The sequence below is a fragment of the Pseudomonas koreensis genome, from assembly GCF_024169245.1.
In the GTDB taxonomy this organism is placed as follows: domain Bacteria; phylum Pseudomonadota; class Gammaproteobacteria; order Pseudomonadales; family Pseudomonadaceae; genus Aquipseudomonas; species Aquipseudomonas koreensis_F.
In genome coordinates, this window is record NZ_JALJWP010000001.1 from 4,210,057 (window position 1) to 4,235,983 (window position 25,927).

Annotated in this window: 21 protein-coding genes; 8 read left to right on the forward strand and 13 right to left on the reverse strand. The window is 59.7% G+C overall.

Annotated features, from left to right (window positions below; translation table 11 throughout):
- Window positions 1–8: 8 nt before the first annotated feature.
- From J2Y90_RS18670 to J2Y90_RS18680, 3 genes are read right to left on the reverse strand one after another with little or no spacing between them, the layout of a single operon-like run.
- Window positions 9–2,411 carry an aldehyde dehydrogenase family protein gene (locus J2Y90_RS18670; protein WP_253501621.1) on the reverse strand — a complete coding sequence of 801 codons (2,403 nt, stop codon included), beginning with the start codon at window positions 2,409–2,411 and terminating at the stop codon, window positions 9–11.
- Between the two features lies 1 nt (window position 2,412).
- On the reverse strand, window positions 2,413–3,543 hold the full coding sequence (locus J2Y90_RS18675) for an acyl-protein synthase (protein ID WP_253501623.1): 1,131 nt from the start codon (window positions 3,541–3,543) through the stop codon (window positions 2,413–2,415).
- 9 nt (window positions 3,544–3,552) lie between these two features.
- A complete protein-coding gene (locus tag J2Y90_RS18680; protein WP_253501625.1) occupies window positions 3,553–4,800 on the reverse strand; it encodes an MFS transporter in 1,248 nt (415 codons plus the stop codon).
- 365 nt (window positions 4,801–5,165) lie between these two features.
- On the opposite strand from J2Y90_RS18680, the gene J2Y90_RS18685 reads away from it, so the two are divergent.
- Window positions 5,166–5,354, forward strand: coding sequence for a hypothetical protein (locus tag J2Y90_RS18685; protein WP_016770563.1), 189 nt, complete (start codon window positions 5,166–5,168; stop codon window positions 5,352–5,354).
- A gap of 18 nt (window positions 5,355–5,372) precedes the next feature.
- Here J2Y90_RS18685 and J2Y90_RS18690 read toward each other — a convergent pair whose 3' ends face one another.
- Window positions 5,373–5,750, reverse strand: a complete 378-nt coding sequence (locus tag J2Y90_RS18690) for a fe2+ zn2+ uptake regulation protein (RefSeq protein ID WP_253501627.1) — start codon at window positions 5,748–5,750, stop codon at window positions 5,373–5,375.
- 243 nt (window positions 5,751–5,993) lie between these two features.
- Between J2Y90_RS18690 and pvdQ the strand changes: the two genes are divergently transcribed.
- Complete coding sequence (gene pvdQ / locus J2Y90_RS18695; protein WP_253501629.1) at window positions 5,994–8,339, forward strand: bifunctional acylase PvdQ; 2,346 nt, start codon at window positions 5,994–5,996, stop codon at window positions 8,337–8,339.
- Between the two features lie 53 nt (window positions 8,340–8,392).
- Here the strand turns inward: pvdQ and J2Y90_RS18700 are convergent, their stop codons facing one another.
- Entirely contained in the window at window positions 8,393–9,394 is a 1,002-nt protein-coding gene (locus tag J2Y90_RS18700; RefSeq protein ID WP_253501631.1) for a FecR family protein, read from the reverse strand.
- 152 nt (window positions 9,395–9,546) lie between these two features.
- Between J2Y90_RS18700 and J2Y90_RS18705 the strand changes: the two genes are divergently transcribed.
- Window positions 9,547–9,816: a PepSY domain-containing protein gene (locus tag J2Y90_RS18705; protein WP_253501633.1), complete on the forward strand. Its 270-nt coding sequence runs from the start codon at window positions 9,547–9,549 to the stop codon at window positions 9,814–9,816.
- 73 nt (window positions 9,817–9,889) lie between these two features.
- Here the strand turns inward: J2Y90_RS18705 and J2Y90_RS18710 are convergent, their stop codons facing one another.
- Window positions 9,890–14,725 carry a dermonecrotic toxin domain-containing protein gene (locus J2Y90_RS18710; RefSeq protein ID WP_253501635.1) on the reverse strand — a complete coding sequence of 1,612 codons (4,836 nt, stop codon included), beginning with the start codon at window positions 14,723–14,725 and terminating at the stop codon, window positions 9,890–9,892.
- Between the two features lie 231 nt (window positions 14,726–14,956).
- On the opposite strand from J2Y90_RS18710, the gene J2Y90_RS18715 reads away from it, so the two are divergent.
- Window positions 14,957–15,985: an Ldh family oxidoreductase gene (locus J2Y90_RS18715; protein WP_253501638.1), complete on the forward strand. Its 1,029-nt coding sequence runs from the start codon at window positions 14,957–14,959 to the stop codon at window positions 15,983–15,985.
- Window positions 15,986–16,046: 61 nt separating this feature from the next.
- Here the strand turns inward: J2Y90_RS18715 and J2Y90_RS18720 are convergent, their stop codons facing one another.
- On the reverse strand, window positions 16,047–16,364 hold the full coding sequence (locus tag J2Y90_RS18720) for a DUF883 family protein (protein WP_253501641.1): 318 nt from the start codon (window positions 16,362–16,364) through the stop codon (window positions 16,047–16,049).
- Between the two features lie 154 nt (window positions 16,365–16,518).
- On the opposite strand from J2Y90_RS18720, the gene J2Y90_RS18725 reads away from it, so the two are divergent.
- Window positions 16,519–16,773 carry a hypothetical protein gene (locus tag J2Y90_RS18725; RefSeq protein WP_003224595.1) on the forward strand — a complete coding sequence of 85 codons (255 nt, stop codon included), beginning with the start codon at window positions 16,519–16,521 and terminating at the stop codon, window positions 16,771–16,773.
- A gap of 6 nt (window positions 16,774–16,779) precedes the next feature.
- Here the strand turns inward: J2Y90_RS18725 and J2Y90_RS18730 are convergent, their stop codons facing one another.
- Window positions 16,780–17,694 carry a LysR substrate-binding domain-containing protein gene (locus tag J2Y90_RS18730; RefSeq protein ID WP_253501644.1) on the reverse strand — a complete coding sequence of 305 codons (915 nt, stop codon included), beginning with the start codon at window positions 17,692–17,694 and terminating at the stop codon, window positions 16,780–16,782.
- A gap of 84 nt (window positions 17,695–17,778) precedes the next feature.
- Between J2Y90_RS18730 and J2Y90_RS18735 the strand changes: the two genes are divergently transcribed.
- Window positions 17,779–18,702, forward strand: a complete 924-nt coding sequence (locus J2Y90_RS18735; RefSeq protein ID WP_253501648.1) for a carbon-nitrogen hydrolase family protein — start codon at window positions 17,779–17,781, stop codon at window positions 18,700–18,702.
- A 147-nt stretch (window positions 18,703–18,849) separates the two neighbouring features.
- On the opposite strand, the gene J2Y90_RS18740 is transcribed toward J2Y90_RS18735, so the two are convergent.
- Window positions 18,850–19,323, reverse strand: coding sequence for an LEA type 2 family protein (locus J2Y90_RS18740; RefSeq protein WP_253505239.1), 474 nt, complete (start codon window positions 19,321–19,323; stop codon window positions 18,850–18,852).
- 66 nt (window positions 19,324–19,389) lie between these two features.
- Window positions 19,390–20,856 carry a nucleobase:cation symporter-2 family protein gene (locus tag J2Y90_RS18745; RefSeq protein WP_253501651.1) on the reverse strand — a complete coding sequence of 489 codons (1,467 nt, stop codon included), beginning with the start codon at window positions 20,854–20,856 and terminating at the stop codon, window positions 19,390–19,392.
- Window positions 20,857–21,143: 287 nt separating this feature from the next.
- Between J2Y90_RS18745 and zapE the strand changes: the two genes are divergently transcribed.
- Together zapE and J2Y90_RS18755 are read left to right on the forward strand one after the other, a co-directional pair.
- Window positions 21,144–22,262, forward strand: coding sequence for a cell division protein ZapE (zapE, locus tag J2Y90_RS18750; RefSeq protein ID WP_253501654.1), 1,119 nt, complete (start codon window positions 21,144–21,146; stop codon window positions 22,260–22,262).
- An 18-nt stretch (window positions 22,263–22,280) separates the two neighbouring features.
- Entirely contained in the window at window positions 22,281–22,862 is a 582-nt protein-coding gene (locus J2Y90_RS18755; RefSeq protein WP_253501657.1) for a DinB family protein, read from the forward strand.
- 387 nt (window positions 22,863–23,249) lie between these two features.
- Here the strand turns inward: J2Y90_RS18755 and J2Y90_RS18760 are convergent, their stop codons facing one another.
- From J2Y90_RS18760 to J2Y90_RS18770, 3 genes are all read right to left on the reverse strand, one after another.
- Window positions 23,250–23,459, reverse strand: a complete 210-nt coding sequence (locus J2Y90_RS18760; RefSeq protein WP_253501660.1) for a hypothetical protein — start codon at window positions 23,457–23,459, stop codon at window positions 23,250–23,252.
- Between the two features lie 194 nt (window positions 23,460–23,653).
- Window positions 23,654–25,396 carry a phosphoethanolamine transferase CptA gene (locus J2Y90_RS18765; protein WP_253501663.1) on the reverse strand — a complete coding sequence of 581 codons (1,743 nt, stop codon included), beginning with the start codon at window positions 25,394–25,396 and terminating at the stop codon, window positions 23,654–23,656.
- A gap of 210 nt (window positions 25,397–25,606) precedes the next feature.
- Window positions 25,607–25,789 carry a DUF6026 family protein gene (locus J2Y90_RS18770; RefSeq protein ID WP_016774671.1) on the reverse strand — a complete coding sequence of 61 codons (183 nt, stop codon included), beginning with the start codon at window positions 25,787–25,789 and terminating at the stop codon, window positions 25,607–25,609.
- Window positions 25,790–25,927 lie beyond the last annotated feature (138 nt).

Genomic DNA, 25,927 nt, shown 5'->3' on the forward strand with positions numbered 1-25,927 from the left:
CCCGGACGTCAGCGGCGCGAATCAATGACCAGCGGCGTCTTGCCGCTGTGTTTGTTTTGAATGAAGTTCACGGGCGAGCGTTGTTCGATCTGCAGAACCAACAATCCGGTTTCGATGATGGTCATCAGGGTCGAATAACCGGCGAGCCGTTTTTTAACCGCGTCCGCTGCAAGTTCACTGTGCAGCTGCATACGCTCGACACCCTCGGCGGTGTGGTCCAGGCACAACTGAAATGGCACTTGCAGGCGCGTCGTCAGTTCGCTCAGAGAGATAAAGTCAGTGCCGATTCGCAGCAATTTGCCGTGGCGCTGCAACAGTTCGAAGCGTGGGGTGGCAAGCCCGCACGTGCAGGTGCCGGGAAGCCAGCGTCCCGTGTCGCCAATCTCATAGCGCTGCACGCACTGACCACCTTCGCGGGCAATCGAGGTGACCACCAGCCGACCGATTTGATCGTCGACAACCGCTGCATCCTCTTCCAGCGCGACAATTTCCAGTTGCTGGATATCGCTCATCAGATGGAACACGCCATCCGCCGACTCCTTGCAGGCATGGCCAAGCGGGCCGGCATCGACGCTGCCATAAATGGCCGAACGGATAGTCGACACGCCGCAACTGCGCAGCAATTCGCGGTTCTGCTCGCTCGGGTGTTCGCCACCGAATAAAACCTTTTCGACTCCTCCATAAGCGCGCAAACGCTCCTGCTCGTTGAGAAACAGGCGGTGCAGGGTGGCGGGCATTCCCACCAGAACGTTAACCCGTTGATCAATGATCAACCGGGCGATTTCCCGGTAGTCGTCATCTGCCGGGGCAGCCATGGGCAGATGCGTCACCGTCAGCAGTTCGAGCGCCTTGGTGAAACTGAGAAAGCCGCCGTATAGTCCGCCGCAGAAAAACAGGTTCATGACCCGATCCTGCGCCGGATCAAGGCCGGCGGCGAACAGCCCGTCAGCCGTTGCGCGCATCTGACGCTGGAAGTCGTGATAGCTGTAACCGGCAAGGGCCGGCGTACCGCTGCTGCCTCCGGAACGGAAATACAATTGCGTCCGGTCATTGATGGGTTGAGCGATGAACGACTCTTTGTCCATGATCGGACCGCATGGCTTTGCCGGCACTGGCGCGCCATCCAGACTGGCCCGATGCGCCAATTGCGCAGGCGCCAGACTTACCGATACCCGACGACTCAAGCGTTGCAGTGCATAGACGCCGTCATGGGGCTCGCCCTCGTAGCCGTCGTGAATGCCGCTGATCGGTGCGATACGCGTTACACCGGCGTTGATCAGCGTGGAGGTCAGTTCGACGAGGCGCGGTTGCGCGCAGACCAGCGCACAGCTTTGCAATACGTTGCGCCACGGCAGCAGCGTGGCGGTCAGCAGCGCCTGCGGCACCGGATGCAGCATTACGCTGCGAAACAGCGGTGATGGCGCGAGTTGCCGGGCATGCGTCCAGATCACCCGCCAGCCCGAACCGTCCCAGACATGCCCGGTATGGCCGGCAAAACTCTGGCCGAGACGGGCCATCTGCATTTGCGTGGTGATTTGCGACGCCTCCTGCAGCGTCGGCACCAGGGCGGGCCATTGCGCGGTGCGTCGCGCCAACGCTTGTGCCAGACGCTCGCCCACCGTGCGCAATACCTGCGGATCATCGCTATCCACCAGCAGCCATTGTGGGCTCGAACAGGCTTGTTGATCGAGCCGGCAGACCTCATCGGCCAGGGCATCGAGCGCCTGGGGCGTGGCGGCCTCGGGCGTGAGATAGACGAAGCTGATGCGATGGCCCCAGTCGATCCAGCGACAACCCGGCGCGAGCTGCTGCCGAATGGCTTGCAGGGCCGCTTCGCCACCCCACGCGGCGACACCATTGGCCTGTTTGCACAATGAGCCGATCTGTTCGGTGCTGGCAGGTATTACCGCCACGTAACCACCCAGTTGTCCGCTCTCGTCGCATTCGACCAATGCGCACAGCAATTGCGCCGTCAGCCCTTGATCGCTACGGCTGGGGCGCAACCAGTTGATGTTGCCGGCAAGCAGGCTTTCGACCACCGCGCAGAAGGCCAGCAGGGGCGCATTGGCGGGGGTGATGTGCACCACCAGTCCGAGCGGGCGCCAGGCTTCGAAACGCGCGTGGCGATAATCGATGCGCCGCAACGAATCGGCGTCGCTGCCGAGTTCGCGCTGACGCTTGTACGCCAACGCTTCGGGCTGGCAGAAATCGATCAAGGCCTGTCGTTGTGCAGTGTCGAGTGGCAGATCCGTTTGCGCCCCCCGCAGGCGCTCGGCAAAGCGCGCAGCTGCGTTGAATACTGTGGCGCTATCGAGCGTCGTGGGCAGGTGTTGCGGGAGCTGCGGTTGCAGATCCTGCAGCGCAGCCTCAAGGCTGTAGGTCTGGTGCAGTTGTCCATTGAGCAAATACATATCAGTGACTTCCCAGTAATTCGGCGGCAGCCATTGCGCAGCTTCTACCCGCCGTGGTCCCGGCGCGGCCGTGCAGTTCAAACCAGTCGCTGGTCAATCCGCAGCCGCAACTGGCGCCGGGGTGCAGGGTGGCCAGATCGCTCATCACCACGGCGTGGGCGGGGCTGGAGGAGATATAAGGTGAAACGAAGCCGAGCAGGCCTTGCTGGCCATAGGGCAGCAGGGAAAAATCCGCCGGGTCGCGGATCAATACCCGCGAATAGACCGGTACGTGAAAGCGGTGGCGAGCGCATTCGATGTAAGGCACTGCATGCTCGACGGCGCCGTAACCGTCGCGGCAGCGGGCGGGGTCGATGCCCAGTTGCCGGTGAATGTGGGCGTAGAGCTGCTGTTTGGGAATTTCCTGTGCGGCCTGGGTTTTCCAGCCGCCGCCAAAGAACGCCAGTGAACCGGCCGGCAACTGCAGATTTTGTACGCCGGTGTCCTGCATGCGTTGCAGGGTTTGCCAGAGAAATGCCGGAAAGCCGAAAATCCGCACCGGCAAACCCTCTTCAGCGAAGGCCTGCAATGCCGCGATCACTCCGAATACATCGAATTGATGGCCGCTACCGGTGTTGCGCAAGGCGTACACCACGCGATTGACCGGGGCGAACTGACAGAGAAACTGGTCGGTGAATGACGTTCCAAGGGTGATGCGACCCTCGGGTTCGTAGCTGAGCAGCAGGTAGTTGCATGGCGTGTCCGGCGCGTCCCAGCTGTAGTGGCGAAATATCTGCGCGACCATGAATTGCGCGCGCGCCAGGCTGCGCTCGTCGTAGCGCATGCGACTTTTCTGCCCGCTGGTGCCCGACGAAATCAGTTCCAGAGCATCAGTGCCGGTGCTGCTGAGCAGCAGGTGTCGTTTGAAGAAGTTGGCGAATATTGGCGGCAGGCGCGACCAGTCATCCAGGCTGTCGAGATCCTGCGGGGCGAGGCCATTGGCGTCGAGCCAATCGGCGTAACCCGGGGAGTGCTCGCAGTGAAAGCGGCTGATCTCAGCCATCGCCCGATCAAACAGATCGGCCGGGGCAGAATCTGCGCAATAGGGTTGCGTCAACGCGCAAAGGGCGTCGGCATAGGGTAAGTGAGTCATCAATGTTCCTTATTGAGGCGAGGCCACATCCGGCGAGGTGGTTTGCAGTAACCGGTACATCAAGGGCAGGCACATCAGCCCGCCGAACGCGGCCCAGAGCGCGAAATATTCAAGGCGGCTACCGCCACCGATGGTCGCAATCAGCGACCCGCCGAGGCCCATGACGGCAATCGAGATCATGCCGGTCAGCGCCGACACCAGGCCTTTGCTGTCATCACTGGAAAACAGCGCCAGGCGGTACACCGCCGCGTTGCTCATGCCCAGCCCGACGGCGTACAACGCCAGGCTGGCCACCACTGGACCCAGTCCCGCACCGAGCAATGCGCACGCCGCCAACAGCACAAGACCCAGACAGAACGGCCACAGCGCCAGTTGAATCAATTGCTCAAGCGAATGCGTCTGCAGCAATCGGTCGAGAATCAGATTGCCAGCGATGACTGCCGAAAAAACCGGTATCTGCCACAAGCCATATTCCAGCGGCGTCATTTCCAGAACCCGTACCAGCAGCAATGGGGCGAGTCCGATCCACGCGATCAGCGGCAGGCTCATCAAGCCCAGCGCCAGACTGGCAAAGAGGAAGCGCGGATTGGCCAATAGCGCGCCATAGCGCTGAGAAACGAGGCGCCAGGAAAAGGCCACTCTGGCGTTGCGATGACCGTCGCGGCGCTCGACGCCCACCGTTTCCGGCATCCACAGCAACAGGCCGAGCCAGACCAGCGCGGCGGCGCAGCCGAGAAGCAGAAAGATCTGTCGCCAGCTCAGCCATTCCAGCAGCAGAATGCCGAGTAGCGGCCCGAGCAATGGCGACAACAAGGCTACGTTGCCGAGCAGGGCCATGAGCCGTACGGCGTCGGCTTCGCAGAACACCTCCTGCAGCGCCGGATAGCTGACCGCGACGACGAAACCCAGGCCCATGCCTTGCAACAGACGTAACAGGTTGAAGGCTTCAATACTTTGAGTCAGGAATGCCGCCGCGCACGACACACCGAACAGCGCGCTGCCGATCAATAACAGCGGTCGGCGCCCGAACCGGTCGGACAAAGGCCCGAGTAACCACTGCAGGCAGACGCCACCCAACAGGTAAAGATTGAATGCATTGGGAACATGCCGCACGTGCGCCTCGAGCTCGGTTGTGACGTCGAGCATCGCTGGCATGATCACATCGCTGGCCATGTAAGTGAGCAGTTCGAAAGCGGTCAGCGCCAGACAGAAACCGGCTACCTGTCTGGGGCCGATGTTTATAAGTGTTCTCTGCATGAACGTCCCTGTTTACCAGTTGGAAAGTTCGCAGAGCCTAGGCGCAGACGTGCGGAGGACCTAGTCGTTTGCTGCGTCAGCAAATTTCAAAAACTTACGACATGTTTAAAGGATTGGCTGAACGCAAAACATGTTTACCTGGCTTCACTGCGGCGGGAACGACATTATCCCGACAGCCCGGGCGTTGTTGGCAATGGATCAGGCGGGCAGGGCGCGCCTCATGATTGAGCTGCCATGCAGCCAAAATGCTCCGGCGGCTGTAACATGAGGCCCCGTTTGCAGCGGCGGTTCCCGGTAATCCGGACCGCGCATGGAGTGCAGGCGGATACACACCGGATACATTCCAACGTTTCAGGAAAGCCGCAATGACCCAGAAGCAACGCTTGATTTATTCGATTCTGATCGCTCTGTCCGTACTGGCGATCATGCTGGGCCTGTCCTGGCTGCAAAACGCCGGGATGATCACTGAGAAAACCTTCCAGTACGTCGCCATCGGCGTGGCAGTCGTCGTAGTCGTGATCAACGGCGTGATGCGCCGCAAGGTCAAACCCTGACTGCGACAGCCAGGGTCTTCATTCGTTGTTGAGGACCGCTGCCGCCTGTGGGTGCAGGCTATAACTCTTGTCGGCGTTGAAGGTGATCACGCCTTCGGCGCACAAGCGTTTGAGCACTTCGCGGACACTGAGAAAGGACAGCGGGACATCCAGGTCGAGTAGCTGGCTATGGACGCCACGCACGCCCAGACGACGATTGCTCTGTGCCGCCACCAGCAGCGCGTCGATGACTTTCAGACGTATAAGGCTGGTGCGCAGACCGAAACTTTTCAGGAGAACCCGGATACGCTCATTACCCGGACGTTCGCCGCGCGAGGTGAAGTTGCGCGTGTGCGAGCTCCTGGAAACGCCCTGTGGCGTCTGGCTACCGTCCGTTGGTAGGTGCGAGTTGTACATGCGATTACTCCTTTTCAGAGCCAGATCGGGAATGGTTTTGTTGCGCTCTCTAAACAAGACGTTTCAGCACGACAAATCATGAAAGAAAAGATGTAGAAATTTCGTCGCTAATTCGTCCTGGCCGTGTGATGACGGCTTCGTCTCGATGCGTGGCGAGCTAAATTTTTTTCTCCGGATTCGTTTCTTCGACAGGCTCAATGCGCGTGGACGCATGGGTAATCGATCTTTCGATCAGGAGCGAGCGTGATTATTTCCAGGCAACTCACCGGGCTAGCACTTGCCGGCACCTTATTCGGACTGAGCCTGTCGGCTCAGGCACTCAGTCCGGCGGTACAGACCAGCGCGGACATTCGCCGTACCAGTTTCGGCGTGCCGCACATTCGCGCCGAAAACGAACGTGGTCTCGGTTTCGGCATCGGCTACGCCTACGCTCAGGACAACCTGTGTCTGCTGGCCAACGAGATCGTCACGGTCAACGGTCAACGCTCCCGCTACTTTGGTCCGGAGCAGTTCACGATCGAGCAACGGGAAAACCGCGTCAGCGACGTGTTTTTTACCTGGCTCAATACCCCCGAGGCCGTCAACACCTTCTGGCAGGCGCAACCGCTCCAGGTGCGCGATCTGGTCGAAGGCTATGCCGCCGGCTACAACCGCTATCTGGCCGAGCGCCGTCAGCAAGGATTGCCGCAGCAATGTCAGGGTGAATGGGTGCGCGATATCAGCGCCGAGGATCTGGTCAAGCTGACGCGGCGCCTGCTGGTTGAAGGTGGCGTGGGCCAGTTTGCCGAAGCCTTGGCGGGCGCTATGCCGCCGCAAGACACGGCGCAGGTCGCGCGCAACGCTCAGTCTTTTCAATTGGCCGACGCACGTCAGCATCGTTTCGCCCTGGACCGCGGCAGTAACGCTGTAGCGGTGGGCAGCGAGCGCTCGTTCAATGGCCGTGGGATGTTGCTGGCCAACCCGCATTTCCCTTGGGTCGGCGGCATGCGTTTCTATCAGATGCACCTGACCATTCCCGGCAAGCTCGATGTCATGGGGGCCGCGTTGCCGGGCCTGCCGATGATCAACATCGGCTTCAATCAGCATCTTGCCTGGACTCACACCGTCGACTCGTCGAAGCACTTTACGTTGTATCGCCTGCAACTCGACCCGAAGGATCCGACCCGCTACCTGCTCGACGGCAAATCCGTGCCGCTGAACAAACAGACGGTCACCGTGCAGATCAAGCAGGCTGACGGTCAGCTCGTAGCGGTGACGCGCGATATCTATAGCTCGCAGTTCGGGCCGATCGTGCAGTGGCCGGGCAAGCTCGACTGGGACAAGCAATACGCCTACAGCTTGCGCGATGCCAATCTCGACAATGATCGGGTACTCAAGCAGTGGTATGCGATGAATCAGGCAGGCAATCTCAAGGATCTGCAAGACGCAGTGCACAAGATTCAGGGCATTCCCTGGGTCAACACCGTGGCGGTGGATGACAAGGGCCAGACGCTGTACATGAACGTGTCAGTGGTGCCAAACGTCAGCGCCGATAAACTGGCCAAATGCAGCGACCCGCGCATCGGCCTGCGCATGATTGTGCTGGACGGCTCCAACAGCGGCTGTGCCTGGGATATCGATCCGCAAGCGGTACAAAAGGGCATTTTTGCTTCCAGCCAATTGCCGCAGCTGCTGCGCAAGGACTTTGTCCAGCACTCCAACGATTCCGCTTGGCTGGCCAACCCGGCGCAACCGCTCACCGGCTATTCGCCTTTGATCAGTCAGGACGGACAACAACTGGGCCTGCGCTCGCGGTTCGCCCTTGATCGTCTGGGTGAGCTGAGCCAAAAAGGCCCGCTGGCGGTCAAGGATCTGCAGGCAATGGTGATGGACGATCAGGTGTATCTGGCGACGCAGGTCATGCCTGATCTGCTGAAGTTCTGCGGATCCGACCTGGGCAGCGATACGGCGGTATTGCAACCTGCCTGTGCCAGCCTCAAAGCCTGGGATGGGCGCGCCAATCTGGACTCCGGCCTTGGTCTGGTGCACTTCCAGAACATCATGCAGGCGCTGCTCGAGTCCCCGGATATCTGGCGTGTCGCGTTCAACCCCGCAGACGCGCAACATACTCCGCGCGGCCTGGCGGTCGAGCGGCCGAACGTTGCGCAAGCGCTGCGCGAGGCGATGCTGGAGTCGGTCGAGTCGACCGGCAAGAAGGGGCTGAAACCGGATATGCGCTGGGGTGATATCCAGGTGGTCAGCGGTGGCGGCCAGCAAACACCGATTCACGGTGGGCCAGGGACGCTGGGCATCTACAACGCGATGCAAAGCGTGCCCCGCGATGACGGCAAACTCGAGGTGGTCAGCGGTACCAGCTATCTGCAAGTAGTGAGCTTCGATGAAAAAGGGCCGCATGCCCAAGGGCTGCTGGCATTCTCACTCTCCAGCGATCCGGCCTCGAAATACTCGCGCGATCAGACCGAAGCGTTTTCGAAGAAGCAGTGGAGTGTCCTGCCGTTCACCGAGCAGCAGATCCAGGCCGATCCGCAGTATCAGGTGCAGACGATTCGGCAGACGCAGGATCAGGCAGGGAAGGTGGCAACGCAGTAAGTCCGCAGCTACCTGAGACAAACGAAGGCCGCCTCCTGCAAGGGACGCGGCCTTTAGCTTTTAGACGGGCGTTGCGGCATCGAGTTGATGACAGGGTTGCCTTCCTTGTTGCGGGTCAGGTAGACCGGCAGCACTTTGGGCAGGCTGTTCGCCAGGTTGTTCAGTTCTTTGATGTTGTAGATACCGCCGACCCGGATCGCGCCGGTGCTGGTATCGGCCAGCATCAACGGTTTGTCGAGGTAGCGATTGATCAGTGGCAAGGCGTCGTGAAGTGCCAGGTTGTCCAGCACCAGCCTGCCGCTGCGCCAGGCCAGTGACGTGTCGCCGGGGGAGGTCTGGCTGATTTGCGGTGCGTAGTCGCCATGCCGGTAGCGCGCCTGCATCGACGGCCCGAGGCGCAGGCCTTCGCCCGGCAAGTCGCGATTGCTGGTAACCAGCACCGAACCCTCGACCAGGTTGACGCGCACCTGATCTGCATACATCCACACGTTGAAGCGGGTGCCGGTGACCCGGATCCGGCCTTCGCCGGCGCGAACCACGAACGGATGAGACGTGTCATGGCTGACCGTGAAGAACGCCTCGCCCTTGTTCAGCGTTACACGACGTTCATGCCGGTAATTGCTGAAGCTCAGGTCGGTGTTGAGGTTGAGTTCAAGCTGGCTGCCGTCACTCAAGGTGACCTGACGCACACTGTCGGTGGCGGCGTAATGCTGATAACTGTCGGGCAACCAGCCCAGACTCCAGCCGCTATAAGCGGCGAGCGGCAAGGCGAGGGCGCAGGCTGCGGCGATGACCGCGAACTTGCGCCACGATCGCGAAGGCTTGCCTTGCGCGGCGAGTGCATCTGGCCCGGTTCGAGGCAGATCACCAGCCACTTCCCAGATTTCCTGCATCGCTTCGTATTCAAAGGCATGCAGCGGATGCGCATCGTGCCAGTCCTGGAATGCGCGACGTTCCTCGTCCGTGCAGTCAGCGGCGTGCAGACGCATGCACCAATGCGCGGCGGCATCGGTGATCGCATCGTATTCGGCTTCCGAGAGAGTGTCTTGGGTCATCGACTCGTCCTGATTTCGCCCATTCTAACCTCGACGGGACATCGCCGAGAACCTGTGTCATGGCATTTACCCATCAACGTGGAACTTATTTTTCCTGGTGGCGCCCAAAAAACAGGACGTTCCTGCCTACTATCCATTAATGGAGTGAAAAAATGATCAAAAACACATTCGCAGCCCTGATTGCCACCGCCGGTTTGCTCAGTGCCGGCGCCGCCCTGGCGGACAAGCCGGGCGCAGGCTGGATCACCATCGAAAAAGCCATCGAGACCGCGAAGACCAAGGCCGGTTATGTCGAGGTCTACGAGATCGGTGCCGACAATGATGGTTACTGGGAAGGTGAGGGCCGCAAGGCCGATGGCAGCGTCTATGAATTCCGTATCGACGGTGCATCGGGCAACGTGTTGCGCGATCAGAAGGATTGACGCCACCGTAACAAACGAAGTGTTCTGTAAAAATGCGCTGGCATCGAGCCAGCGCATTTTTTTGTAACCGTGTTTAAGAGGATGACGCCAGAGTCGACCCGGGTGCCGGCAAGGGAATCGGTTGCGGGAGCGGGTCCAGAACCCGGCCGAGCTCGCTGATGAGTAAAGCAATGGAGTCGGCGTTGAGCAGCAGCACTTCTATACGTGCCTCTGACGCAAGCGGATTGCGAAACGCTTTGCGTGCGTCGGCCATGTTTCCGGTTTTTGTCAGCTTGAGAATTTTTTCGTACTCAATGGCGCGCAGTGGCAACCGATCCAGATCCAACCATGTTCCGTTCGGTCGTTTCTCGGTAAACAGGCGCGAAGCCGTTGTGAATCGGGACAGGGGCCTGCGCATGGCGTCAAGATTGGCTTTGAGCAGTTGCCCTTGTGCCGTGGTTGTATCGATCAGATGCGGGTAAGGCGCCATCGCTTCCACGCAGACTACATCCTCGCTGTCGCAAACCAAATGCGAGATCTCGTGGATCAGGGCGACAGCACGCGCATGGGAATCAACATTGAATCTGGCAGGCAAGTGAGCCGTGTAGGCATCCAGGTCAGGATTGAAAAAGTGTTCGGTCAGGTGGACTATCCTTTGCTTGTCCTGTTTAAAGACAAAGGCAACAGTGTCGTCGCGGTAGCGCGTGTTCAGGCCGGCAAAGAAGCGATCGGTATAGAGCAGATCGTCCTTTGGATCAGTCAGCTCGCGACAGATCGGGATGATCACCTGTTCGATTTTGCGCAGCATGAAGGGGGTCACTTGCGGCACTTCGAAAAAATCCCTGAGAACCGTCTCAAGGCGAGTGCCACCCGGATTGTCGCGATTCACGACAAAGTTATGCAGGCAATTGAGCGCGTAGGTTCGCGCCCGGGCGACTGCCTGCTGAATGACGAAGGCCCTGGCCGGATAGCGGCGGTGGATCTCCGCCATGCCTTGTGCCTGGACGTGCATCAATGTGGAACGGCTGAGCTCGACCTCGTCCTGCGTATCCCTGCGGCGTCCTGATCGGCAGCGCTGGACGGTATGGTCGGGTCGGGCGAGAACAAGCCTGGCGTTTTTCTCTTCCAGCGCCGGTCCCTCGCTGCCATCCGGTTTGCGCAGATACCAGGCCTTTTCTGCCTTGACTACCGGGTAAACCTTGCCGGCAATCGCCGCATATTTCTGTGTTGTCGACGTATCTCCATAGACCAGTTTGCTGTTTTCAAGCTTGAGGTTCTCCAGTGCCGTACTGGTTTCAAAGGACTGCAAGTCAACTCGAGCGGGCCTAAGGGGCGACACTTTTGCCCAACGCGGTACTGCTTCCACCGTCGTGTCGGTTTCCGCAGGTGAGTGCGCCTGAGCGGCGAATTCGGAGGTTGCCTTTTCTGCTTCGGTTTCCCAGGACAGACGTCCCAGACTGCACAGCGAGATCGCCCCCGAGATAAAGCTTTTCAGGGCGTTGGCCCAGTGGTGGTCCTGAAGGCCTTCGGCGGAGGCCTTGAAGTCCTGGTAGCTCTGCCAAAGGAACAACGGCGAGGCGAGTTTCCCCGGCAACAAGTGAGGCACCAGAGGGACGCCGCGGCTGAACAGAATCTTCGCCGCTTCCCAATCCGATTGGGCATTGATGTGCGGCTGACTACGGAGCATTTGCGGCAGAAGGCGCAGAGTATCCTTGTGAAACTGCTCGAGCACATTGCCATTGATGGCTGTGCAGTGAAGTGTGATTTCACTGTGTTTGCCTATCGTGGTTTTCCACAGATTCCTGAATACGGCCTGCTGCCCTTCAGGCAGACGCCGGATGATCAAATCCTGAAAATGCCCTGGAATGTTCACTGCATCGATCAATTGCGCTTCATTTTCGAATTCGCGAAATACGTATCTGGAGTAGGGCGCGTAGAGCACCCGCGGTCCTGTTTGCCCCGCACGCGGCCCGATTACATAGAGTCCAAGCGCATCCACGGCATTAGCGCCGGCAGTCTTGATCAACGACAGCAGGCAGGCGATGGCATCGGCACCCTCGACCATGGCGCGCGCTACCCCGTCCGGCATATCGAGCACCTGGCAAATGTTGTCGTAACCGGTATCCGAGAGTTGTTGCTGCAATTTCATCGAGTGGGCGTGCTGCATCAATTGCCAGGGCAACTGGCGAAAAAACCGTTCTTTGCTGGTGCGCGCGGGTGCGCTGTCAGCTGACAGCGCTTCGGTCACTTTTCCGGTGTAGGTGGTGGCGACGTCGAGCGATTGCAGCAGTTGCCGTACGGCGATCTGGTCGAAATTTTCCGGTAACGCCGTGGCTGTTTTCGAAGCTACTTTGAAACCGCTGCCCTGCACGACATTGTAGTGATGCAGGGCAAACTCCAGCAGGTCGCAGGCGGGGCCGGCCAGGGTCAGGTTGGGAGTGATCTGGATGTCCTGTGGTCTGAGCCCATTGCCTGGGTATCTGGCATCGAGCAGTTTTTTCAGCCTGTGCTCGATATGAGTAGCCAGGGCCGGGGCGTCATCGAGGAAATCCTTGCCATCGATGAACGCGTGCCGAAGTTCATCCAGCAGTGCCAGGTGCGTGCGCTGTTCCGTCACCGGCGCGACGCGTAACCAGACGGGAAAATCCAGGTGACGCGCAAGGGTCCCCGCGAGATCGCCGGCACGTTGCAGGTTGGTATCGATGACAGCGTTTTTCTTGTGTTCGAGGAAGTCCATGAGCGTGCCTTCGTCCTTGATACAGACGCGCAGCACGTCACTTTCAGCAAGGAAGTGTTCGATAGCCGATTGCATGCGATCGCTGGCTGCATTGCCCTCGATCAGTTGAAAGCTGCCCAGCGTGTACTGCTGGTCCAGCCGATGTTGGGCATTGGTCAGATTTTCCAGCAAGGTATGGCTCTGATTGTTGTCGTCGAGCCGCTGCTGCAATTGCTTTTGCGCCACCGCCATATCGTCGAACCGTTCCAGGCCGAGCGCCGGCGTCCACAGAACGACGCGTCCGGAATGCTCGATGTCCATGCCGCCGCGCTCGGTCAGGAGCACACAGTGAGCGAGCGGCAGCACATCGTTGTGCCCGGCACAGGTGAGGGAGAGCGACCAGGCATCCGGGCGAAAACCATTGAGGGACTGGCGGTCGCTGCGCGAAGCGTGCCTGGCATCGAACACGGTATCGACAATTTTTCGTTCCGCCTCCAGCCATGATCCGCTGAGACTTCGTACATACGCCTCACCGCGTATTCCATCCTCGAATGCCTGCGTCAGTTTCCAGCGAATGCCCTCGAGAAAATTGCGCTGTTCGGCGCTGCTCGTGATCGGCTGCTGTTTGAAGTTGCTGATCAGATTTTCCAGGGTTCGCTTGAGACTGGTCGCCAGATGTGCAGCTTTGTCGGCTTGCACGAGTGAAGACGGCGGAGCGCTGGCAAACAGCGGTCGGGTACTCCAACGCTCATTGACGTCGAGCTTGAGCAAGCGCTCATGAATCATCGAGCGAATATCCAGGGCCTTATCGAAGAGTGCATTAACGTCGGTAGTGCGCTCGCTCTGGCAGAAGCGCAGCAGAACGAACTCGATGTTCTGTCGTTGTTTGGTGAGGATCGCCTCCAATAGCGTGGGCATGATCTCACCGCTGATGTTTTCCCCCGATACCTGTGCGTTGGCGAAACCCACGTAGCGATTACGCTCCTCAAGACTCATCAGCCCGTACAGTTCGTCTTCGTATCCGGGAGCCAGGAGTTTTGCCTGTAGCGTCTGTTGGAGATCGGCATAGTCGGTGAGTACCTGCAGGCCCTGGGTGGGGGTGTAGAGATAGGACTTGTCGTGATTGATCATCAGCGAACCCGCCAGCTCGACACAGGTGGCCTCTTCGCTCAAGCACACCGTTTCGAAGGTGGGACGCCGCACAGCCACGCTGGGCTCGCGGATCAGAGTGTGCAGAGCGTCGAACTCGGCGGCGGAGAGCATTTGCGTTTCGCGCTTGACCAGCAGATCGGCACGCGCCTGATCCTGCAGCGCGTGACTGAAGAATGTGCGTCTTGGCGAGCCCTCGAATGAGGCGGCATTCCAATACACCTCAAGCTGACGAAACAACAGCATGGTCAGTTTGCCCGACGCAGACTTGATCGCATCTGCCCAGGCTGTCTGGTCGTTCTCATGCGGGGAACGGCCTGGATGAGAAAATTCGACGCTTTGTCCGTGCGGCCAGCCCTGACGACGAAAGTGCAGCAGCAACGCCTCGTTCAGCGATAGCGAATCGACCCGTTGCCTGACCTGGGAGGATGTCGCAGCGTAGAAACTGACCCGGGTGAGCGAGTGTTGGACATTGCCAAAATGAGGTTCGAGCAGCTCGTCCAGGATCTTTTCCAGCAGGCTTGTGAGTGAAGGCAGGCGTTTGAGCTCATCCAGGAGGTCGCGTGCGCCCCCGTCCTGACCATCGCTGATCGCTGACTGCTGGTCCTCGAACACATCACCTTCGATGGTTTCACGGGTCATGGTGATTCCGCGCTTTTCCACCAGCTCTTTGCGCACCGATGCCGTGAGGAAGGCCAGCAAAACGTCTTGCTCGTCGGCGTTGTCGAGGCGCGTTTGCAACACCTCCTTTAGCGCTTCGTCATCGCTGTATTTCTTCAACCCATCGTAGGGGGTGTACAGAAATACGCCGTTGTCCTGCGTTCCGCAGCCAAGAACGAAACAGCCGGCCAGAGGCACGGCAAGCTGTTTGTCGGCATTGAGCAGAATGCGTTCGGCGAGCATTGGCGGGGTTTGCTCGCTACGCAGGGCGTGGGTCGCCAGTTGCACATGCGCTAGCCAATCGAAGTCTTTGCTGTTGAAACCGTGGGCAGCCGCCAGAAGGGTGTGCGGGCCGGGGGATTTCAGAAAATCGGGAAATAGAAGTGGTGCAGTCGAACTGGACATCATCGGAGCTCTGAACAGGACGCCATTGGGCAGAGGCCCAACAATAGATCCGCAGGCCGGCGCACTTGCGGTACAGGGTTACCGCACGCGCCGGATTGAGTTGTGCAGTCGCGCAGGCCGGTCATCGCCGATCAATCCAAGGGTTGACAGCTGACAGCTGCGGCGGGGTTAATCGGTGGGCTAATCGACCGTACGCTGTTGTTCCCTCCAATAATCATTCTGGAGCTTCAGATGTCTGCGCCACACGATCATGACTTGTCCTCGTTATCCCTCGAAGCACTCACGCAATTGCTTGAAACGATTTTTCTGCGCCATGGCACTTCCAGCGAAGTGGCGCGGGTGTTGGCGGCCAACTGTGCCAGCGCCGAACGCGACGGTGCTCACAGCCATGGTGTGTTCCGCATGCCCGGCTACGTCTCGACCCTTAAAAGCGGTTGGGTCAATGGCCATGCCGTACCCCAGGTTGAAGACGTCGCGCCCGGGTTTATCCGCGTGGACGCCGGCAATGGTTTTGCCCAACCCGCATTGGCTGCCGCCCGATCATTGCTGGTGGAAAAGGCGCGTCATGCCGGCATCGCCGTATTGGCAATTCGCAATTCGCACCATTTCGCTGCGTTGTGGCCGGATGTCGAGCCGTTTGCCGACGAGGGTCTGGTCGCGCTAAGCGTGGTCAACAGCATGACCTGCGTTGTACCCCATGGCGCGGATCGACCGCTGTTCGGCACCAATCCGATTGCCTTCGCCGCGCCACGGGCCAATGCCGCACCGATCGTTTTTGATCTGGCCACCAGTGCCATTGCCCATGGCGACGTGCAGATTGCGGCGCGCAAAGGCGAAAAGCTGCCGCCCGGTATGGGCGTCGACAGCCTCGGCCAGGCGACGCAGGATCCCAAAGCGATTCTCGAAGGCGGGGCGTTGCTGCCATTTGGCGGCCATAAAGGTTCGGCACTGTCGATGATGGTTGAGTTACTCGCGGCGGCGTTGACCGGCGGCAATTTTTCGTTCGAGTTTGACTGGTCAAATCATCCCGGAGCAAAAACGCCCTGGACCGGGCAGCTGTTGATTGTGATCGACCCGAGCAAGGCCGCGGGGCAGAGTTTTGCCCAACGCAGCGAGGAGTTGGTGCGGCAGATGCACGGGGTCGGGCTCAAGCGCTTGCCAGGGGATCGCCGGCATTTGCAGCGCAGCCGATCGATGGCGGAGGGAATCGAACTGGATGAGCAGACGTTAAGGCAGTTGCGGGAGTTGGCAGGGGATTGAGGCTGTGCGCAGGCATAAAAAAAGCGAACCGTGAGGTTCGCCTTTTTTGTGGTGCCTGGACTCAGCGACGGCCGAGCAGCAGCCCCACCACCAGACCGAAACCGGAGGAGATCGCCACGGTCTGCCATGGGTGACCACCGATGTAATTTTCAGTGGCTTCGACCGCAGGTTTGGTGCGTTCGCGTACGCTGGACACTGAATCCAGCGCCTGCTGCAGTTTCAGAGCGATTTGTGCGCGCAGCGTTTCCGCTTCTTCGCCAACCAGAGAAGCGCCGCTTTTGAGCAGTTTGTCCGATTCTTCGATCAGAGCCTGAAGCTCGCTGAAGGCTTGATCCTTGATTTGCTCTTCGGCAGCTTGCGAGGCGGTTTTACGGGCCATTGGGTGACTCCTTGCAGGTGAATGGACACTGACCAATGGAGTGTAGCGACAGGTGAAAAGTTGCACGTGATTCGCGTAGAAGGGGAAAACCTGCAACGAAGGTTTCCCTCGAGCGTGTAAGATGTCGCCATTTTACGCAGCAGGATAATTCCCCATGAGTTTCAATCTGGCCGACAAATCCCTCGCAGAGCGCGCAGCGCTGGAAGACGAGAAATCCCGTCTGTTCGAACTCTGGCAGAACAATCTGGGTAAAGCCAAAGGCGAAGCCGCGCGTCTGTTTGGCGAGCGCTCCAAGCGCAAGGGCAAATGGGCCGAGTGGGTCCGCGCCGAGCTGGACGGCATGTCGCCGCCGGAATTCGCCAACATGGTGCGCAGCGAAGTCAACCGCCTGATGGCGGCGAACAAGTAAACCGCGTCACGCCTGACCGAACGTTGCGGCAATCGCCTCGCGCACCTTGACCAGCACCGGATCGATCTGCGTGCCGGTGCGCCAGCCCAGTTCGACCGGATAGCGCGGCAAAGCCAAAGGGCAGGGCAGCAACGCCAGTCCGCCCAGCGCGGCAATACTTGCGGCGGCGTGGGCCGGAATGGTCGCCACCGCCTGACTGCCCTTGAGCAGAAAGGGTAGCGCGGCAAAATGTGTGGTTGACGCGCAGACCCGGCGGCTCAATCCCACGGCCGCCAATCCCTCGTCGGTGATGCCGATAAAGCCGCCCGACGACACCAGAATGTGCTCGCGGGCGACAAACTCTTGCAACTCGATCTGCTGCTGGCCCGGCGCAAGACTGGCCGGATCGACCAGACACGCATAGCCCCCTTCACCCAATACCTGACGACTGAGCAAACGCTCGGCGAAGCCGCCAGCGGTGATCGCCAGATCGATGCTGCGCTCCATCAGCGCACGAGCAACGATCTGGCTGTGGGTCTGGCGAAAGATCAGCCGCAGTTTCGGCGCGCGACGAGCGATTTCCTCGATCAAGGGGCGACCGTAGGCAATTTCAAAATCATCTGATAGACCAATCGCTACCGAACGCCCGTCGTACTGATTGGCTGCCGGATCGAGCATGGCCAGACTTTGCCGGCATTTGTTCAACGCATCGCTGATCACCGGTTTCAACTGGTTGGCTTGCAGGGTCGGCGCCAGGCCACGCCCGGTGCGCACAAACAATTGGTCGCCGTAAACCTCGCGCAGGCGCCGCAATGCCGCGCTGACCGCCGATTGCGTCACGCCCAGGCGCAAGGCGGCGCGGCTGGCGCTGGATTCCTCGTGCAGTGCTTCGAAAACTTTCAGCAAGTTGAGATCGATGTTTGCGATATTCATTTGGCTCATATCATTCAGCAGCGTTTGGGGCTTTATTCATGATCGCGTGGCGCTGGAGAATCGGCAACACCTGAACCTGATGGAGTAAACACGATGCCAAAATCCATTGTTGCTGCACTACAGATCGGCGCCTTGCCCAGTGGCAAAGACGAAACCCTCGATCAGATCCTCGGCTGGGAAAGCGCGATCATCGAATCCGGCGCAGCGCTTGTGGTGATGCCCGAAGCCTTGCTTGGCGGCTATCCGAAAGGCGAGGGCTTCGGCACGCAGCTGGGCTATCGCTTGCCTGAAGGGCGTGAGGCCTTCGCGCGTTATTTTGCCAACGCCATCGATGTGCCCGGCGCCGAAACCGAGGCGCTCTGCGGATTGTCGGCGCGCACCGGGGCCAATCTGGTGATCGGCGTCATCGAGCGCGCTGGCAGCACGTTGTATTGCACGGTGCTGTATTTCGATCCGCAGGCCGGGCTGCTCGGCAAGCACCGCAAGCTGATGCCCACCGGCACCGAGCGACTGATCTGGGGCAAGGGTGATGGCTCGACGTTGCCGGTGTTCGACACCCAGGTCGGCAAGCTTGGCGCCGTGGTCTGCTGGGAAAACATGATGCCGCTGCTGCGCACGGCGATGTACGCCAAAGGCGTTGAAGTCTGGTGCGCGCCGACCGTGGATGAGCGCGAGATGTGGCAAGTCAGCATGCGTCACATCGCCCATGAAGGCCGCTGCTTTGTGGTCAGCGCTTGTCAGGTGCAGGCCTCGCCAAATGAGTTGGGCGTGGAGATCGCCAACTGGCCGGGCGACCGACCCTTGATCGCTGGCGGCAGCGTGATCGTCGGGCCGATGGGCGATGTACTCGCCGGGCCGCTGCGTGGCGAGACGGGGCTGCTCACGGCGGAAATCGATACCGATCAATTGATCCGCGCACGGTATGACTATGATGTGGTCGGCCATTATGCGCGGCCGGATGTGTTCGAGTTGACCGTTGACGAGCGGGCGAAGCCGGGGGTGCGGTTCAACACCTGAGCTTGAAACTTGCAGAGAACCTGTGGGAGCGAGCCTGCTCGCGAAGACGTAGGCAACATGAGCATCGTAGTCGCCTGAATGACCGCCTTCGCGAGCAGGCTCGCTCCCACAGGGGTTGTGTGTTGTTCTCCCGATTGGAACCGCTGACTACCACGTCGCCGCGCTCGCCTTGGGCAAACTCAATTTGCCGCTGTCGCTAAAGCGCATCGTGCCAAACAACCCGCCCGCCAGTTTGCCGCGAAGCACGTAGGGCAGGTTATCGAGGCTTTGCGTCTGGCTCAGGCCCAAGGTCTGGCGCAGGAACGAGAACGCCGAAACACTGACCGGCACCGTGACAATGGCTTCAGAGAAACGCGGTATCGAGCCGCTTTGATCGCTCACGCCGGAAGCCAGCGAATGACCATTGACCTCGAGATCGAGGGCGATGCCGTTGTAATCGATCGCCGTTTCATTAGGGTTTTGCACGCGCAGCTTGATGGCGAAGCGCACTTCCAGTTCCTGGCTCGGCAGCGGTTCGAGGCCGACCACGTTGATGTTCACCGGGTCGCGGTGGGGAAACAGCGCGCAGGCGCTGAGCGACAGCAGCAGGAGCGACAGGATGACGGCGTGAACGCGGCGCATAAAAATCTCTCGACGAAAAAGGGCTGAACTGTTGCCGGTGCAGCCCTTTTTTGCCATGGCTCGACGTCAGCGGTTCAACTGTGCGACAGCCGCCGCTTGGCCAGGTTCACCTTTGGCGGTGACGTCCGGGTTTTCCATGACCTGCAGAATCGAAGCTTCCGGGTCGAAATCGTCTTCCTCCAGCTCGATGAATTCCTCCGGCAAGAAGATATTCAGCACGATCGCGCACAACGCACCGACAGTGATGGGCGATTCGAAGATGTTGCGCAAGGCTTGCGGCAATTCCCGCAACACTTCCGGCACCGCCGCGATGCCCAGGCCCATCCCTAAGGAAATCGCCACGATCAGCATGTTGCGCCGATGCAGCCCGGCTTCGGCGAGGATCTTGATCCCGGCCACGGCGACGGTACCGAACATCACCAGCTCGGCGCCGCCCAGCACCGGTTTCGGCATCAGTTGCAGCACCGCGCCGATCATCGGGAACAAACCGAGCAACACCAGCAGGCCGGCGATGAAAAACGCCACGTAGCGGCTGGCCACGCCGGTGAGCTGGATCACGCCGTTGTTCTGCGCGAAGGTCACCATCGGCATGCTGTTGAACACTGCCGCCATCGCCGAGTTGAGACCATCAGCGAGCAGGCCGGATTTGATCCGGCGGATGTACAGCGGGCCCTTGACCGGTTGCCGTGAGATCATCGAGTTCGCGGTCAGGTCACCGGCCGCTTCCAGCGGCGACACCAGAAAGATCACCGCCACCGGCACGAACGCCACCCAATCGAAGTTGAAGCCGTACTTGAAAGGCACCGGCACGCTGATCAGCGGCACTTCCGGGATCGAAGCAAAATCCACCGTGCCCATCAGCCAGGCCACCACATAACCCAAGGTCAGGCCGATGACGATCGCGCCCAGCCGCAGGAACGGCACGTCGACGCGGTTCAGCACGACAATGGTGCCGATCACCAGCGCCGCGAGAAACACGTGACTGGCTGCGCCCAGGTCAGGCGCACCGAAGCCGCCGGCGATGTCGGTCATCGCCACTTTGATCAGCGACAGGCCCATCAGCGTAATGATGGTGCCGGTGACCACCGGGGTGATCAGCATGCGCAGTCTGCCGATGAACTGGCTGAGCACCACTTCGATGAAGGCAGCGAAAAAACACACGCCGAAGATCGTCGAGAGGATTTCGTCAGTGCCACCGCCGCGCGCCTTGACCATGAACCCGGCGCTGAGAATCACACTGATAAAGGAAAAACTGGTGCCTTGCAGGCACAGCAGACCCGAACCCACCGGGCCGAAGCGCTTGGCCTGGACAAACGTGCCGAGGCCGGAGACGAACAGCGCCATGCTGATCAAGTAAGGGATTTCACTTTGCAGGCCCAGCGCGCCGCCCATGATCAGGGTCGGGGTGATGATGCCGACGAAACTTGCCAGCACATGTTGCAGCGCGGCGAACACGGTGGCAGTCAGGTGCGGACGGTCGTTGAGGCCGTAAATCAGGTCGTTGTTGCGCGAGGCTTTTTCAGAGGCGGTCATGGTGATGTGCGCGCCGCGAGGCGAGGCCGGGTCAGAAAATGGGTGCGCAGGATGCCGCAAGAGGGCGGCGAGGGCAACGAGCAAAAACTGCCTGAAAGGTCAGGTTTTGCTGCCTCTCAAGGCTTGCCCGCTGCCCCTGTAGGAGTGAGCCTGCTCGCGATAGCGGTGTATCGGTGAATATTTGCATCGACTGACACGACGCCATCGCGAGCAGGCTCACTCCTACATGATCTGCGTTCAGGTACCTCCTTCAGCAATGGAAAATCCGCCGTGGCATACTCCCGCGCATGACTTTCGACTCTCCCCTCAGTGCCTGGCAATACGCCGTTGAACACAAGGGCTTCATCCAGGATGAAGCCCAGGAACACGCGGTCTGGGCCTTGCAAAAATGCCATGAAGCCTTGCACGCCGGTAGCCGTTCGATCAGCGGCGTGTACCTGTGGGGGCCGGTCGGGCGCGGCAAGACGTGGCTGATGGATCAGTTCTATCAGAGCCTGCGGGTGCCGGCGCGGCGTCAGCACTTTCATCACTTCATGGGCTGGGTGCATCAGCGCTCCTTCCAACTGAGCGGCATCGCCGATCCACTGCGCGCCCTGGCCAAGGAGCTGGCCGGCGAAGTGCGCGTGTTGTGCTTCGATGAGCTGTTCGTCAATGACATCGGCGATGCGATCATCCTCGGGCGACTTTTCCAGGTCATGTTCGAGGAAGGCGTGGTGATTGTTTGCACATCCAACCTGCCGCCCGATGATCTGTACGCGGACGGCTTCAATCGCGACCGCTTTACTCCGGCGATTAAGGCCATCAAGTTGCACATGCAGGTGGTCGCGGTGAATGGCGCCGAGGATCATCGCCTGCATCCGGGGGCGATCGAACAACGCTATTTTGTCCGTACCGCCGATAAACCGAGTGCGCTGGATGGTGTGTTCAAATCGCAGGTTTCGGCTGAGAGCCCAAGTGACGAACCCGTCGCCGTGGGCCATCGAATGCTCAACGTGGTGCAGGCCAGTGAGTCCGTGCTGTGGTGCCGTTACCGTGATCTGTGCGAACAACCTTTCGCCGCCATGGACTTTATCGCGCTGTGTGATCGCTACCGGGCTATTCTGTTGAGCGAAGTGCCGAGTCTGAGCGCACAGAAACGTGAGGGACGCATCGCGCGCGGCACTGAAGATGGCGCGCAACGCGTGGTCGCCGGCGACCGCGAACTGCCGCAGCTGTCGGTGCATGACGACGGCGTGCGCCGCTTCATCGCGCTGGTCGACGAATGCTACGACCGCAAGGTGCCGCTGTACGTCGAGGCAAGCGTGTCAATGGACGCGCTGTACACCGAGGGTTATCTGCAATTCCCGTTCCGCCGCACCCTCAGTCGTTTGCAGGAGATGCAATTGCAGCGTTTCGCCGAAGCCTGAAAAGAGGAGGGCGTCGACATGAGCCAACCGCTGTCCCATCATCTGCTGACCATGGCCTATCAGAATGCCTGGGCCAATCATCGCCTGGCCAAGGCCTGGACCCAGCTCGATGCCGCCGAATTGACCGCACCACGGGTGAGCTTCTTCCCGAGCATCCGCCTCACGCTTAATCACATCCTCACCTGCGACTGGTTCTACGTCGACGCGCTCGAACGGGAATTGCGCGGTGACGAGCCGCACCCTGATTGCTATGTGTTCTTCAATGCGGACGAGCCGTTTACCGACGCCGCCGCGCTGCGTGAAGAACAGGCACATGTCGACCGTCGTCTGATCGCCTATTGCGAACAACTGCGCGATGCCGATCTGCCGAGAATCGTCACCATCGCCCGCGAAACACCGCAACACGACAGCCGCTTGCGCATGCTCTCGCATCTGTTCGAACACCAGATCCACCATCGCGGCCAGGTGCATGCGATGCTCAGCGGCACGACGGTCAAGCCACCGCAGCTGGATGAGTTCTTCTGTGTCGGCGAAAGGGCATTGCGCGCCGAAGACTTCGCTGAACTGGGCTGGACTGAAGAAGTCATCTGGGGCCACTGACTGCAAAAGATCGCAGCCTCGTTGCACTCGTCAGCTCCTACAAATAACGCTGTGCAGGTTCTGGATAAAGGCTTTGCAAGCCTGAAAAGCCCCTCACCCTAACCCTCTCACAGAGGGAGAGGGGACTGACCGCAGTGACCGATCCAGATACGCCGATCTGAAATATCGAGCCGAACTCAGGTTTTGAAGAGCAAAAAGATCGGCTCCCTCTCCCTCGGGAGAGGGCTGGGCGGGCGGCGTTCCGATGAGGGGCGAATTCACTGCCGATCACGAGCCGGACACATATCCGCCTGACCATAAAAAAAGGCGCCCCAGGCAGGGCGCCTCAACTGTCATCTCCCGGGCCAGAGCGGAGCCACGGAAGGTCCATCGGTTGCTCGATAAAGCTCAGTCGCGATAAGTCTCGGTCACCTGCGCCGTCTGGTCGGCAGGGACACGAATTTCTTTCGCATTGGCGTCGGCCTTTTGCTCGCTCTGCGCGTGCGCGACCGGGAAGTTGTCGTAGTAATAACGCATGCGCTCGGCGCCGCCCTCAGCGAACACGCTGGTGGAGCCTACGGCGAGCAGGGCGGTGAGGATGATGGTGGTGGTTTTCATGGTGCCTCCTACTGAACAAGTGGGAGTCGGTTCGTCCGTGAAGCAGATCTCGGGGGAGAGTCTGCGTCGCGGCCATTAACAATGGGTTAACGCTCGTTCATCGCAAATATTGCGGCGTATTACAGGGTCGTTGATAGGAAGAAGCATCACGGCCGGCGGGCACAAAAAAGGGCCCTTGCAGGCCCTTTGTCGTTTTACTTCTGCGCCACTTCTGCGGGTGCCGGTGGCTTGGGCTTCATCAAGCTGAAATCAATCAACGCGCGTTTCGCCGTCTGGTACGGATCACCAATCAACAGCTTGCGCGGTACGAAGCTGTCGCTGACCAGACTCTTGCTGCGGTCCAGCTCATCCGAACTCAACCCCGCCAGATCCGCCCAGGTATGGATAAACTGCGAGCTGCTGTACGGGCGGCTGAGGTCGCCGGCGAAGTTCCAGTCGTGGTTTTCCTTCCATTTTGGCGAGGCCCAGGCCATGAACGGGATGGTGTACATCGGTGCGGTCGGTTTGTTTTCGTTACGGCCCAAAGTGCTGTGGCCGGCCGAGTCGAAGACATCTTCGCCGTGATCGGACAGGTACAGCAAAAAGCCGTTCGGGTCGGATTTGGCGTAGTCCTTGATCAGGCTCGAAACCACGAAGTCGTTGTACAGCACGGCATTGTCGTAGCTGTTGTAGGTCGGCAACTGGTCATCGCGCACGCCGGCCGGTACGCCCTGGCGATCCTGAAACTTGTCGAACGTCGGAGGATAGCGGTACTGGTAACTCATGTGCGTGCCGAGCAGGTGCACGACGATCAGTTTGCGTTCAGCAGGATCAGTCAGAGCCTTGTTGAACGGTTCGATGACGTCGCCATCGTACTGTGCGGCGTTCTGGTTGCGGTTGTTGTTCAGGTACACCTGCTCGTCGGCCTGTTCGGAGAAGGTCGTGAGCATGGTGTTGCGCTTGGTCATGGTCTGTTGGTTGGTAATCCAGAACGTCTTGTAGCCGGCCTGTTTCATCACGCTGACCAGCGATGGCGTGGACAGGTACAGATCCGGATTCTGCTCATCGGCGAAAGTCAGCACTTGCTGCAACGCCTCGATGGTGTAGGGGCGCGGAGTGATGACGTTGTCGAAGATCGCCAGTTGATCCTTGAGCTTGTCCAGTTCCGGTGTGGTGTTGCGCGGATAACCGTAAAGGCTCATGCGCTGACGGTTGGTCGATTCACCGATGACCAGCACCAGGGTCGCCGGTTGGCCGGCCGAGGCGTCCTTGAGGTTTTTCAGCGGCGGGATCTTGCTCGCGCTGTCGAGCATGCCCTGCATGTCGGCGAGGGTTTCCTGATAGCGGTGATAGGCCACGGCCATCTGCCATGGCACTGCTGGCTCGATGCGGGTTTCGAATTTCTCGAAGCCTTGGGCAAAGGTTCCCATGCGCAGGGTTTGCTTGACCAGCGGGTAGCCAACCACGGCAACCACAATTGCCGTCGCAGCGACCAATGCGCGGCCGCGCGGCATGTACACCGGGCGCAGGCGCGTCCACAGGAAGTATGCGAACGCAGTATGCGCAAGGAATGCCGGAACCATCCACCAGGCGAAGTACTGGGTCATGTACTCGCCAGCCTCAGACACGTTCGATTCGAACATGATGAAGATGACGCTCTGGGAAAACTCCTGCTGATAAATGAAGAAGTAACCGAGGCTGGCCATCGAGCAGGCCCACAGCACTACGCCGATAATCGCCGCGAGTACGCGGGTCTGCCTGGGAAACAACAGCATCGGCGCCAGCCACAATGCGCTCATCACGAACGCCTGACGGAATCCGGTAAAGCCGGATGTGCCGGTCAGTTGGATCAGCAGTTGGGTGATACCCGAGAAGTACCAGAAGAAAACGAACAGCCAGATAAATCCGGCCCAGTCGAAACCAGCCGCAGTCGTTTTGCTGCGTTTGAACAATGCCATTCAGCGCTCCAGCTCAATCATCAAACCCACGCCGGAACGCTTCCATGACACCGACGAACAGAGGCCGTACGCGCAGGTACGGCCAGAATGGGGCGGAGTATCCCCAAGGGTATGTGAAAGATTTGTTAAAAGCCGCTTTTATGTGGCATCAGGCGGTCAGAGGTGCAACGTGTCGGGAACGACGACGGTCGTTCCCGAAGCAGCGGGGGATCAGGCGTGGGGCGCGCGCTGCACAACCGGACGCGGTTGCGGCTGCGAGCCTTGAGTCAATGCGCGCAATTGCGCCAATTCGTGCTTCAACTGGTCGCGCTCGTCTTTCAACTGGCGCAATTCATCGCGACGGATCGTAACGTAGAGGGTTTGTGGCGGCATTGCTGTGTGTACTGTGCCCATTGCTCACCTCGCAAATGGCGTGCATCAACTGTAAGTCACTCCTCGTTCCGAGGCGCTTGACTTACTATCGGCGCCAATTTTGATTTCTTTTGCCCTGGAAGGGAACTTTTTTATTTTTCATGGTCGGTGTGTCTTCGG

Bases quoted from the DNA above. Each gene is read 5' to 3' on its own strand.
- J2Y90_RS18670 (WP_253501621.1), bottom strand. From the start codon at position 2,411: ATGTATTTGCTCAATGGACAACTGCACCAGACCTACAGCCTTGAGGCT.
- J2Y90_RS18675 (WP_253501623.1), bottom strand. From the start codon at position 3,543: ATGACTCACTTACCCTATGCCGACGCCCTTTGCGCGTTGACGCAACCC.
- J2Y90_RS18680 (WP_253501625.1), bottom strand. From the start codon at position 4,800: ATGCAGAGAACACTTATAAACATCGGCCCCAGACAGGTAGCCGGTTTC.
- J2Y90_RS18685 (WP_016770563.1), top strand. From the start codon at position 5,166: ATGACCCAGAAGCAACGCTTGATTTATTCGATTCTGATCGCTCTGTCC.
- J2Y90_RS18690 (WP_253501627.1), bottom strand. From the start codon at position 5,750: ATGTACAACTCGCACCTACCAACGGACGGTAGCCAGACGCCACAGGGC.
- J2Y90_RS18700 (WP_253501631.1), bottom strand. From the start codon at position 9,394: ATGACCCAAGACACTCTCTCGGAAGCCGAATACGATGCGATCACCGAT.
- J2Y90_RS18705 (WP_253501633.1), top strand. From the start codon at position 9,547: ATGATCAAAAACACATTCGCAGCCCTGATTGCCACCGCCGGTTTGCTC.
- J2Y90_RS18710 (WP_253501635.1), bottom strand. From the start codon at position 14,725: ATGTCCAGTTCGACTGCACCACTTCTATTTCCCGATTTTCTGAAATCC.
- J2Y90_RS18715 (WP_253501638.1), top strand. From the start codon at position 14,957: ATGTCTGCGCCACACGATCATGACTTGTCCTCGTTATCCCTCGAAGCA.
- J2Y90_RS18720 (WP_253501641.1), bottom strand. From the start codon at position 16,364: ATGGCCCGTAAAACCGCCTCGCAAGCTGCCGAAGAGCAAATCAAGGAT.
- J2Y90_RS18725 (WP_003224595.1), top strand. From the start codon at position 16,519: ATGAGTTTCAATCTGGCCGACAAATCCCTCGCAGAGCGCGCAGCGCTG.
- J2Y90_RS18730 (WP_253501644.1), bottom strand. From the start codon at position 17,694: ATGAGCCAAATGAATATCGCAAACATCGATCTCAACTTGCTGAAAGTT.
- J2Y90_RS18735 (WP_253501648.1), top strand. From the start codon at position 17,779: ATGCCAAAATCCATTGTTGCTGCACTACAGATCGGCGCCTTGCCCAGT.
- J2Y90_RS18740 (WP_253505239.1), bottom strand. From the start codon at position 19,323: ATGCGCCGCGTTCACGCCGTCATCCTGTCGCTCCTGCTGCTGTCGCTC.
- J2Y90_RS18745 (WP_253501651.1), bottom strand. From the start codon at position 20,856: ATGACCGCCTCTGAAAAAGCCTCGCGCAACAACGACCTGATTTACGGC.
- zapE (WP_253501654.1), top strand. From the start codon at position 21,144: ATGACTTTCGACTCTCCCCTCAGTGCCTGGCAATACGCCGTTGAACAC.
- J2Y90_RS18755 (WP_253501657.1), top strand. From the start codon at position 22,281: ATGAGCCAACCGCTGTCCCATCATCTGCTGACCATGGCCTATCAGAAT.
- J2Y90_RS18760 (WP_253501660.1), bottom strand. From the start codon at position 23,459: ATGAAAACCACCACCATCATCCTCACCGCCCTGCTCGCCGTAGGCTCC.
- J2Y90_RS18765 (WP_253501663.1), bottom strand. From the start codon at position 25,396: ATGGCATTGTTCAAACGCAGCAAAACGACTGCGGCTGGTTTCGACTGG.
- J2Y90_RS18770 (WP_016774671.1), bottom strand. From the start codon at position 25,789: ATGGGCACAGTACACACAGCAATGCCGCCACAAACCCTCTACGTTACG.